Genomic DNA, 11,211 nt, shown 5'->3' on the forward strand with positions numbered 1-11,211 from the left:
AAGCGGCGCTATGCTCTCCCGATGAGCGATCCCTTCGTTCTCATCACCAGCAACGATCTCGATGGCCTCCGCGCCGAGCTGGCGCATGACCCGGAGCTGGCGCATGCGCGGCATCCGAGCGGCGCCTCGCTGGTGGCGTGGGCCGCCTATATGGGCAATGTCGGCGCCATCTCGGCGGTGCGGGCCTGCATTGCCGAGCTCGATCCGCACGAGGCGATCATCCTCAACGACGGCGAGCGGCTGGAGGTGGCGCTGGCCGGCGGCTGGGACGCCAACGCGCTTTCCGCCGATGGCTTTACCCCTCTGGGACTCGCCGCCTTCTTCGACAATGCCGAGGCGTTCGAGCTGCTGCTGCCGCTGACCCGCGACGTCAACGAAGCAGCGAAGAACCCGCAGCAGGTCGCCGCCATCCATGCCGCTACCGCCAAGCGCAACGCGGCAATGGTCGAAAAACTGCTGCGCGCCGGCGCCGACCCCAACCGGGTACAGGCGGATGGCTTCACTCCGCTGCATGCTGCCGCCATGCACGGCGACGCCGCGATCGTCGGGCTGCTGCTGCTGTTCGGCGCCGACCCGGGACAGTTGAGCGCCAAGGACCGCTCGGCAGCGAGCTATGCCCGCGAGGGCGGCCACGAGTGGCTGGCGGCGCGGCTGGAACAGCTTTCGCCGCACTGAAGCGCTCACCCCGCTCACCCCAACGTTACGGCGATTTAATGTGAAGCGCGAGGTGCCGATGCTATCGTTCGCGCCGTTCTGCCCCTGATCCGGCTGGGGCACATCTCGTTTAGGATTCGGTCGCTTGTTCAGGCAATTGCTGCTTTCGCTCGTCGTCATAGGAGCGGCCGCGGTCGCTTACGTCTTCTTCGTGCCCGGCGCTTCGGAGACGCTGGCCCGCTTCGGCATCGCCCTGCCCTTCGGCGAACCGGCTGAAGCCGCGACGGGCCCAGCTGGCGGCGCGCCGGGCCAGCAGCAGGCTGGCAGCCCCGGGCAGCGCGGCCCTGGCGGCGGCCAGGGCGGCGGTCGTGGCGGCAACCGCACCATGGTCGTGGTCACGGCGCCGGTGCTGCTCGCCACCATCAACGACAAGCTGACTTCGATCGGCGAAGGCGCCGCGGCGCACTCGGTGACCGTGGTGTCGCCGGCCAGCGGCACGCTCGCCGAATTGACGGTGCGCCCCGGCGATGCAGTGAAGGCCGGCGCGGTGATCGGCCGGCTCGATGCCGATGCCGAGCAGATCGCCCAGGAGCGTGCCAAACTCGCTTTCGATGATGCGCAGACGGCGCTCGACCGCACCAACGAATTGGCCAAGGCCAATAACACCACCACAGTGCAGGTCGCGGCGGCGCAACTGGCGTTCAACAATGCGCGGCTGGAGTTGCAGAACGCCGACCTGGCGCTCGCCAAACGCACCATCTCGACGCCGATCGCCGGAACGGTGGGCCTGTTCCAGGTCAGCGCCGGCAACACGGTGACCTCGCAGAGCGTCGTCACCACCATCGAGGATACCTCGCACATCCTCGTCAGCTTCTGGGTGCCCGAGCGCTACGCCTCGGCCATCACCACCGGCATGCCGTTGACCGCAGCCGCCGTGGCGCTGCCCGGCCAGACCATCGCTGGCGAAGTCAGCGCCGTCGACAACCGCATCGATCCGGCGAGCCGCACGCTGAAGGTCGAAGCCGCCATCCCCAACGACGAAGGCCGGCTCAAACCGGGCATGTCGTTCTCGGTTTCGATGAGCTTTGCCGGCGAACAGTTCCCTTCGGTCGATCCGCTTGCCATCCAGTGGTCGAGCGCCGGCAGCTATTTGTGGAAGTTCGTCGAGGGCAAAGTCGAGCGCGTGCCGGTCGAGATCATCCAGCGCAACTCCGATGGCGTGCTGGTGAAAGCCGAGCTCACCGAAGGCGACCAGGTGGTGACGCAGGGCGTGCAGCAGCTCACCGCCGGGGCCAGCGTGCGATTGCTGGATGATCCCTCGGGTGGTGCGGGTGGTGAAGGGCGAAAGCGGCCGGCGGAAGGAAATCCGTCGTGAGCGCGGTAGCTGCGGCCCCCCACCCCTGTCCCCTCCCCGCAAGGGGGAGGGAGACCCTCACACCGAATTCGCAGTTCATCGTCTCCGTCCCCCTTGCGGGGAGGGATCAAGGGTGGGGGTCCCCACGTTCTGAGTTCGAGGTACGCCCATGAGCATCCAGACCCAGAACGAACGTGGTGGCGCCATTGCCGGGCTGTTCGTCCGGCGGCCGGTGCTGGCCATTGTCGTCAGCTGCCTGATCATCGTCGCCGGCCTCGCTGCCTTTTTCGGCGTCGAGATCCGCGAACTGCCCAGCGTCGAGCGCCCCACCCTCTCGATCTCCACCAGCTTTCCGGGCGCGGCGGCTGAGACGGTCGATCGCGAAATCACTTCGGCCATCGAGGGTGTGGTGGCACGTATTCAGGGCGTTGCGTCGATCTCTTCGGATTCGTCCTATGGTCGCAGCCGCGTCTCGATGACTTTCAACGACGGCACCAACCTCGACAACGCCACCTCCGACATCCGCGATGCACTCGGCCGGATCACCAACCGGCTGCCCGATGGCGCCGAGACCCCGACCATCGTCAAGGCCGACGCCAACGCCCAGGCCATCATCCAGCTGGCGGTGACCTCGGACACGCTCAGCAAGGACGAGCTGACCGAGCTGGTCGAAAACACCATCTCCGAGCGGCTTGCCGCGGTGACCGGCGTCGCCGACGTGCAGGTCAACGGCACGCAGAACCGCAGCTTCGAGATCGATGTCGATCAGATCAAGCTCGCGAGCCTCGGACTGACCGTGGGCGACATCCGCAACGCGCTCTCGACCATTGCCTTCGATAGTCCCGCCGGTTCGCTCAACGGCACCAACCAGAACATCGCCATCCGCGCCATCGCCGAGGTCAACACCCCCGAGGCGTTCGAGAACATCGTGGTAAAGGGCACCACCCGGCTCGGCGACGTGGCGAGCGTGGTGTTCTCGCCGGCCGCCGCCAATTCCGGCCTCCGCAGCGACGGCAAGTCGGGCATTGGGCTCGGCATCGTGCGGCAGGCGCAATCCAACACCATGCAGATCTCCGAGGGGGTGAAGGCCGCCGTCGCCGAACTGAAGACCACCCTGCCCCCGGGCGTCGACATCAAGATCTCCTCCGACGAGTCGGTGTTCATCGCCGGCGCCGTGCACGAGGTCGAGCGCTCGCTGCTGATCGCCGTGGTCGGCGTCATCGTCATCATCTTCCTGTTCCTGCTCGATTGGCGCGCCACCATCATTCCGGCGGTCACCATGCCGGTGGCGCTGATCGGCACGGTTGCCGGAATCTATGCTTTCGGATTCTCGCTCAACATCCTGACTTTGCTGGCGCTGGTGATCGCCACCGGGCTCGTCGTCGACGACGCGATCGTGGTGCTGGAGAATATTACCCGACGGCGCGGCATGGGCCTGGGGCCCCGCGCTGCAGCGGTGCTGGGCACCCAGGAGGTGTTCTTCGCGGTGGTCGCGACCACGCTGACGCTGGCCGCCGTGTTCATCCCGATCTCCTTCCTCCCCGGCCAGACCGGCCTGTTGTTCCGCGAGTTCGGCTTCACGCTCGCCATCTCGGTGGGCTTGTCGGCGGTCGTCGCGCTGTCGCTGGCGCCGATGATGGCGTCGCGCATGCTGAAGCCGCATGTCGAACGGCCGCCCAACGCACTCGAACGCTTCGGCGGCGTGCTGGCCGGGCTCTACCGGCGCACCCTGAAGCTGGCGCTCGACAATTCGCTGGTGGTGATTGTCATCGCCGTACTGTTCGCCGGCGCCGCCTGGGCGGTGTTCGGCACCCTGAAGCAGGAACTCACCCCGCCCGAAGACCGCGCCCAGGTTGCCATCAACGTCAGCGCCCCGGCAACGGTAAGCCTCGATTTCACCCGCACCCAGATGCAGAAGATCGAGGACATGCTGCAGCCCTATAAGGACAGCGGCGAGGCAACGAGCATCTTCTCGATCTCGGGGTTCGGCTCGAACACCAATTCGGGCTTCATCATCATGACGCTGGCCGATTGGGAGCACCGCACCCGCACCCAGCAGCAGATCGCCGCCGAGATCACCCAGCAGCTGGTGCAGGTGCCGGGTGTCCGCGCCAATATCCGCCAGGGCAACAGCCTGGGCGTGCGCGGCGGCGGCTCCGGCCTGCAGTTCGCCCTGCTCGGCGACAACTATCAGACCCTCTCCGATGCCGCCAACAAGGTGAAGGCGGAGCTGGAAAAAGACGAGAAATGGGGCCGCGTCTCGGTCAACTACGAGACCACCCAACCGCAGATGACGCTGACCATCGATCGCGAGAAGGCGGCGCAACTGGGCATCGACATCAATGGGCTCGGCACCACCATGCAGGCCATGATCGATGGCTCCGATGTCGGCACCGTGTTCATCAACGATTCCAGCTATTCGGTCCGCATGACCTCGACCTCGAGCCCGGTGAACGACCCCGGCGACCTCGAGTCGATCTTCATCAAAACCACCGACGGCCGCTACGTGCCGATGTCGACCATCGCGTCGCTCACCGAAGCGCCGATCGCCCCCTCGCTCGGTCGCGAACAGCAGCGCCGCGCCGTGACCGTTACCGCAGCGCTCAGCGATGGCTTCACCCTCGGCGACGCCTACACCGAGGCGGTGGACATCGCCCAGCCGCTCTTGCCTGACGGCGCGACCATCGTGCCGATGGCTGAGGCCAAGACCCTGGGCGAGAGCAATAACGGGCTGCTGATCACCTTCGGCTTCGCGCTGATCGTCATCCTCCTGGTGCTGGCGGCGCAGTTCGAGAGTGTCTGGAGCGCCATCATCGTCATGGCGACCGTGCCGTTCGGTCTCGCCTGCGCGGTGTTCGCCATGCTGCTGACCGGGGTGACGCTCAACGTCTACAGCCAGATCGGCCTGGTGCTGGTGGTGGGCATCATGGCCAAGAACGGCATCCTGATCGTCGAGTTCGCCAACCAGCTGCGCGATCGCGGCCAATCGGTGCGCGAGGCGGTGGAGAACTCCGCCAACATCCGGCTCAGGCCGGTGGTGATGACCATGATCGCCACCGTGCTCGGCGGCGTGCCGCTGATCATCGCCGGCGGCGCCGGCTCGGAAGCCCGTGCCGCGCTCGGCTGGATCATGGTCGGTGGGCTGAGCCTCGCGGCCGTCGCGACGCTCTACCTGACGCCGGTCGCCTATCTGCTGCTGGCCCGGTTTTCGAAGCCCAAGGCGTTTGAAGAAGAGCGGCTGAGGCGGGAACTCGCGGCAGCAGGTGCCGCCGAGACCGACGCGCACCCTGCGCCGGCTGAATAGCTCTCTCGGTCATCTCACGTGGCTCCCCACGCCCCCCTCTCTGGCGAAAACTAAGGACTTAGCTGCGCTAAGCCCAAGTTTTCGCTTTCTCCCCCGCCAAGGGGGAGAGTCTCGACTGATGCTCCGATGCGAATGGTGGCCACCGATCATCTCCCCCCTTGCGGGGGAGAAAGCGACTTCTTGGGCTTAGCGTTTGCTAAGTCCTAGAGATCGCAAGAGGGGATATTGGGGGGCACGGTGGCTCCACAGCTCACCGCCAAAAGGCGAAGGGCGCGGTGGAGCCATCCAGGCCGCGCCCTTCTTCGGGTCCTGATCGGGGCGAGATCAGAACGCGTAGACTGTCAGCTGCCCGCCGCTGCGGCCGATAGCGTAGACGTCGTTCACGCCGGCGCCAGAGCGCTGCAGTTCGGCGACCAGCTTGCCGCTACCGCCCAGTACGCGCTGCAGGATCTGCACCTTCTTGCTGGCTGTAACGGCGTTCACCACCTTGTCCTTGAGGTCAGCGCAGAGGCGGACCTTGACCACCTTGACGCCATTGACGTTGCTCAACAGGGCGCGGTTCAGCTGCATCTGCTTGACCTGCGCGATAACCTGCTTGGCGTCCTGCGGGTTGCAGGCACGGTTCATGCCGAACCCACCGCCGCCACCTCCGGCCACGATCACGCGACCGCCAGGACCGCCGGGACCACCAGGGCCACCAGGACCACCAGGGCCGCCGGGGCCACCAGGACCGTTGCCGCCGCCCAGGTCGATGTTGATGTCACCGATATTGAGCAGGCTGCTGAGGTCGAGCAGGTTGCTCAGGTCGAGATCGGAGAGCAGGCCGCTGAGGTCCGTACCGCTCAGGATGTCGTTCAACTCGAGCGCATCCAGTAGATCGACATCGCCGACCAGGTCGGTCACACCACCCAGCCCGATATCACCGACGAGATCGGTGACGCCGCCCAGTCCGATATCACCGACCAGATCGGTGACACCACCCAGTCCGATATCACCGACGAGGTCGGTGACGTCACCAAGGCCCAACAGGCCAAGATCGCCCAGGTCGAGCAGGTTGTCGCCGAGCACGCCGCCGCCAAGCAGGTCGCCTCCGAGAATGTCACCACCAAGAACGTCTCCGGTGATATCGCCGAGCCCCAGATCGGCGAGATTCAGGCCGTCGAGCAGCCCTTCACCGCCGCCGAGGCCGAGGTCGAGGTTGCCCAACAGGCCATCATCGCCGCCCAGACCGAGGTTCAGGTCACCCAGCAGGCCATCGTCACCACCGAGGCCGAGGTCGAGATCGGCCAGCAGCCCATCGTCGCCGCCGAGACCGAGGTCGAGATCGCCTAAGAGGCCATCATCGCCGCCGAGGCCGAGGTCGAGATCGGCCAAGAGGCCATCATCGCCGCCGAGACCGAGGTCGAGATCGCCCAACAGGCCATCATCGCCTCCGAGACCGAGATCGAGATCGGCCAGCAGCCCATCGTCGCCACCGAGACCGAGGTCGAGATCGCCCAGGAGGCCATCATCGCCGCCAAGCCCGAGATCGAGATCGCCCAACAGGCCATCGTCCCCGCCTAGGCCGAGGTCGAGATCGCCAAGCAGGCCATCGTCACCGCCGAGACCGAGGTCGAGATCGCCCAGGAGGCCATCATCGCCGCCAAGCCCGAGATCGAGATCGCCCAACAGGCCATCGTCCCCGCCGAGGCCGAGGTCGAGATCGCCAAGCAGGCCATCGTCGCCGCCAAGATCGAGGTCGTCGATCAGCCCACCGACGAGGCCATCATCGCCACCGCCGAGCCCAAGATCGTCGAGCAGACCGTCGCCGCCGGTCAGGCCGAGGTCACCGAGCACTCCTTCTTCGCCAGTGACGCCGAGGTCACCGAGCAGGCCGTTCTCGCCTGTCACGTCGCCGAGCAGACCATCGTCGCCTGTTACATCGCCGAGCAGGCCGTCATCACCGGTCAGGCCCCCGACCAGTCCCTCGTCGCCGGTGAGGTCGTCGAGTACGCCATCGTCCCCGGTTACGCCGAGGTTGCCGAGCAAGCCATCGCTACCGCCGTCGACATCGGCACCGAGGTCGACATTGACCAGCGAGCTGCCGTCGCCGCCGACGCTGACGATGCCGCCGACGTCGACCCCAGCCGAATCACCACCGTCGTCGCCTCCGAGAAGGCCACCAAGCAGCCCGGCGGCATTTGCTGGAACCAGACTGGTACTGGCCATCAGCACAATCGCCGCGAGTACTGTAATCTTTTTGGATTGCATCACGCTTCTCCTCTGCGAAACATGACGCGACAGTGCTCCCGTCAACCTGACAGGACGCTGTCAACTAGTGCGACGTTGCTTTGGCGACAGAGCGCACAGTTATCGAAAACATTCCGAGATTCCATCAGGCTGCATCGATTAGCAGATAATACTTATATGCTACGTATCGAATACGTAGACAGCGGAATCGGAAGGGGCGCGACCCGCAGGTCACGCCCCTTCGTTCCGTTCAACGATATGGCTGGTATCAGTAAACGTAGACGACCAGTTGGCCACCCTTGCGCTGCACAGCGACGACGTCATTGGCGTCGTAGCGAGTCCGGCCGAGCGAGGCTGTGATCAGCGCATCGGACATCACCGCCCGGCGGAGCAGGTTGATCTTCTGGCTCTTGGCGAGCAGCGCCGCGACCTGCTTCTTGGCGGCCGGGCAGAGCTTGATCGGCACCACCTGCACATTGGCGGCACGCATCCAGGCTTTGATCTCGGCGCCGCTGATCTTGCCGGCCGCCGCCACCTGCAGCAGCTGCTTGGTGTTGTTGACCGTGCAGTTGATCACGAAGGTGCCGCCGCCGCCGAGGCTGCCGACCAGCACGGGACGGCCACCCGGGTTGTTTGGGCCACCGGGATTATTCGGATTGTCGGGGTCGAGAATCCCCAGGTCGATATCGAGGTCGAGCCCGAGCCCGGCGAGATCGAGCGAAATCGATGTGCTCTTGAGCAGCCCGGTCGTCGACACGTTGGCGTTGACCAGGGGGTTGTTGCCCTTGCCGACAGCCGCATTCAGCAAGTTGTTGTTGCCGCCACCGACGTCGAGATTGACCAGCGCGTCATTGTCGTCGTCGTTGAGCGACAGCAGGCCACCGGCATTGGTGCCACCGCCCCCGCTCCCCCCGCCGCCGCCGCCACCGGCTATCCCGCCGACAGTTTCGGTCACGCCGCCCACGACGCCGCCGACCGTTTCGGTGACCCCGCCCACGACGCCGCCAAGCGCGCCACCCAGATCCAGTGCACTGGCAGGGGCTGCACTCATACCCGCGACGATTGCGAACGTCGCCAGGGCCGCAAAAACGTTGCTTCTCATGACCATTCTCCGCTACATCCGCCGCCCGTCGGCTGATGAATATGCAGGTATGAGGCCGTTGTAAAGCTTCGGAGCGAAAGCTGATCAACTTGTGATTGGTTGGCCAATATATTCGATATCTTGGCCAATTGCACAGATTACGCAGTGACACTTATACTGATAGTTTGCGTATACTTATACGCACTGCTACGTAGAGTGCAGACAATTTTCTTGAAGCTTGAGTCCAATGCAAGATGTCACCGGAAGCTGCGCGCCGACCTACGCACCAGCGCGTAGGCCAGGAGACACCCGTTCCACCCCCAGCGCTTGCCGCGAATATTGCAGCGGATGAAAACCGCAGGCGGAGCGGGCGTTTCGATGCTTGGAAGTGTTTTGGTAACCTCTTCGGCGGCGGCGTCGGAACTTGCCGGCTCAAGATGACAGGTTGCTGACAGCTTTTCGCAACTTATGAACAAGCACTGAGGTCGCCTCGATACCCGCCGCGCGACCCGCTCCGCCGCCGGTCCAGACCGCCCTCGCACGTCGTTTCGATTCAGGCGAAACGGCAGGTTGCGACATTGCTAGGTGGTGCTGCTTAGCACCATCACGATGAATACGTAGATTCGCTACGCGATCGTCGATCCGACCAACAAAGAAGGCGCGAAGCCGAAGCTCCGCGCCCCACCGGCGTCAACCACGAGGGAGCGTCAGCCCTCGCAACATCGGCCGATATCTGTGCACCGGGAACTGCTCGCCGGCGGCTTGCTGGCTTAACGGCGAACGGGGCGGATGGTTGCGGCTGGCAATGACGATGCACGCTGCGAAAATGCAAAGCCCCGCGCCGTTGCCGGTGCGGGGCCGAGGTGTTGGTGCAAACAACCTCTGCCGAAAGCGAACTTCCGGTGGCCGTCTTTTTAGCAGGACTACAAATCGCGGTCACGCCAGGGTGCATGACAACGCCTGTCGGGTGAAAGTCCCTCGCGCCCAACAGAGGCCGCCCAGTTCTGCGGCAACCAAAGCCGCTGCACAAATCTTAAGCAGACCCTAACGACGCTGCCCAGAGAACCGGCAGAGCAAGCCGACCGGTATGCATTCGTTCCATCGCACGGAACCGGCCGGCATCGAAAGACCCCAGCAGAGTCAGCGGTTTGGCGGCGATTTTCGGCGCTGGCACGGCGATTGCAACTTCCTCCCCGGTGCAAACAACCAAACTGTCGGAGGTAAGTATGACAGGTATCAATCGCATGATGGCCGGGATCGGCCTGGGGGTCGCGATGACTGCCGGGGCGCTCGCGCCTCTTACTGCTTATGCGCAGGACACCATCAAGGTGGGCGTGCTCCACTCGCTGTCAGGGACGATGGCGATCTCGGAGACCACCCTGAAGGATACCATGCTCTTCCTCATCGATGAGCAGAACAAGAAGGGCGGCGTGCTGGGCAAGAAGCTCGAGGCCGTCGTGGTCGACCCTGCGTCCGACTGGCCGCTGTTCGCCGAGAAGGCCCGTGAGCTGATCGCCGTCAACGGGGTTGCCGCCGTGTTCGGCTGCTGGACCTCGTCATCGCGCAAATCGGTCCTGCCGGTGTTCAAGGAACTGAACTCGATCCTCTTCTACCCCGTGCAGTACGAGGGCGAAGAATCCGAAAAGAACGTGATCTACACCGGCGCCGCGCCAAACCAGCAGGCCATCCCCGCCGTCGACTACCTGATGAGCGAAGAAGGCGGCTCCGTGAAGCGCTGGGTGCTCGAAGCCACCGACTACGTCTACCCGCGCACCACCAACAAGATCCTCGAGCAGTACCTCAAGGACAAGGGCGTGGCGCCTGAAGACATCAAGATCAACTACACCCCGTTCGGCTTCTCCGACTGGCAGACTGAAGTCGCCGCCATCAAGGAGTTCGGCTCGGCCGGCAAGAAGACCGCCGTGGTCTCGACCATCAACGGCGACGCCAACGTGCCGTTCTATAAGGAACTGGGCAACCAGGGCATCTCGGCCGAGGACATCCCGGTCGTCGCCTTCTCGGTCGGTGAAGAAGAGCTCGCCGGCATGGACACCTCGGCCCTCGTCGGTCACCTCGCCGCCTGGAACTACTTCCAGTCGGTGGAGAACGAGGCCAATGCCGAGTTCATCAAGAACTGGCACGCCTATATCGGCAACGACAAGCGCACCACCAACGATCCGATGGAAGCGGCCTATCTCGGCTTCCAGCTCTGGGTGCAGGCGGTCGAAAAGGCCGGCACCACCGATACCGATGCGGTGCTCAAGGCCATTGTCGGGCTCGAAGTGCCGAACCTCACCGGTGGCACTGCCAAGGTTCTGCCCAACCACCACCTGACCAAGCCCGTGCTGATCGGTGAGATCCAGGCCGACGGCCAGTTCGAAACCGTGTGGCAGACCGAAGGCGACGTGCCGGGCGATGCCTGGTCGGACGTCTTGCCGGAAGACAAGGGCATCGAAGCCGACTGGACCGATCCGCTGACCGGTTGCGGCCATTTCGACACCGCCACCAAGACCTGCGGCGCTGCTCCGGCAGCCATGTAATCCGCGACAATCCGGCGACGGCGGCTCTCCGCCGTCGCCCCCACTCGAT

At 64.7% G+C, this 11,211-nt stretch carries 6 protein-coding genes; 4 read left to right on the forward strand and 2 right to left on the reverse strand.

Going from position 1 to position 11,211, the window contains the following annotated elements; all coding sequences use genetic code 11:
• Positions 1-21 precede the first annotated feature (21 nt).
• From ACSQ23_RS16855 to ACSQ23_RS16865, 3 genes are all read left to right on the forward strand, one after another.
• The gene (locus ACSQ23_RS16855; protein WP_436091283.1) at positions 22-675 is read left to right on the forward strand and encodes an ankyrin repeat domain-containing protein; all 654 of its coding nucleotides are present in this window, start codon (positions 22-24) and stop codon (positions 673-675) included.
• 124 nt (positions 676-799) lie between these two features.
• Positions 800-2,029, forward strand: coding sequence for an efflux RND transporter periplasmic adaptor subunit (locus ACSQ23_RS16860; protein WP_436091284.1), 1,230 nt, complete (start codon positions 800-802; stop codon positions 2,027-2,029).
• 148 nt (positions 2,030-2,177) lie between these two features.
• Positions 2,178-5,312: an efflux RND transporter permease subunit gene (locus ACSQ23_RS16865; protein WP_436091285.1), complete on the forward strand. Its 3,135-nt coding sequence runs from the start codon at positions 2,178-2,180 to the stop codon at positions 5,310-5,312.
• Positions 5,313-5,636: 324 nt separating this feature from the next.
• Here the strand turns inward: ACSQ23_RS16865 and ACSQ23_RS16870 are convergent, their stop codons facing one another.
• Both ACSQ23_RS16870 and ACSQ23_RS16875 read right to left on the reverse strand, forming a co-directional pair.
• Complete coding sequence (locus tag ACSQ23_RS16870; RefSeq protein WP_055880229.1) at positions 5,637-7,562, reverse strand: hypothetical protein; 1,926 nt, start codon at positions 7,560-7,562, stop codon at positions 5,637-5,639.
• A 247-nt stretch (positions 7,563-7,809) separates the two neighbouring features.
• Positions 7,810-8,643 (reverse strand): hypothetical protein, encoded by an 834-nt coding sequence (locus ACSQ23_RS16875; RefSeq protein ID WP_055880231.1) that lies wholly within the window; start codon positions 8,641-8,643, stop codon positions 7,810-7,812.
• A 1,253-nt stretch (positions 8,644-9,896) separates the two neighbouring features.
• On the opposite strand from ACSQ23_RS16875, the gene urtA reads away from it, so the two are divergent.
• Positions 9,897-11,162, forward strand: a complete 1,266-nt coding sequence (gene urtA, locus ACSQ23_RS16880; protein WP_244488518.1) for an urea ABC transporter substrate-binding protein — start codon at positions 9,897-9,899, stop codon at positions 11,160-11,162.
• Positions 11,163-11,211: the final 49 nt, after the last annotated feature.

The organism is Devosia sp. LjRoot16 (genome assembly GCF_964252795.1).
Lineage (GTDB): Bacteria > Pseudomonadota > Alphaproteobacteria > Rhizobiales > Devosiaceae > Devosia_A.